Genomic DNA, 392 nt, shown 5'->3' with positions numbered 1-392 from the left:
CCTAACACGCCCAGCTTCCAGTCACTAGCTAGGTCCAATGAACAATGATCAAATAGGGGTTCTGCGCCATCATAGGCAAATGTTAAATTTTTAATAGTAATTGGTTCCATCAAAAGGTCACATCCTTTCTCAGGCACACAAAAAGGCCTGCCACGTGGGCAGACCTAAAAAGACTCTATTTAAACGGTTCAACCGTTCTCGTTAGAGATCAATTCATTATCAGATTAATTCTACCCACTGCATCCCTTGGCGCCTGAACACTAAGTTTTGCATTTGATTGTGTAGAATTAATTCAACAATGGTTGATCCCTCCTTAAAATTGTTAACCATAGGTTAGCAGGAACACGAGATAATTGTCAAGACTAATTTAACTCACCGTCAGCAATCTTATC

The organism is Bartonella sp. CL63NXGY (genome assembly GCF_042194905.1).
Taxonomy (GTDB): domain Bacteria; phylum Pseudomonadota; class Alphaproteobacteria; order Rhizobiales; family Rhizobiaceae; genus Bartonella.
The sequence above is the reverse complement of the archived record's forward strand: the minus strand, read 5'-3'. Positions refer to the sequence as shown.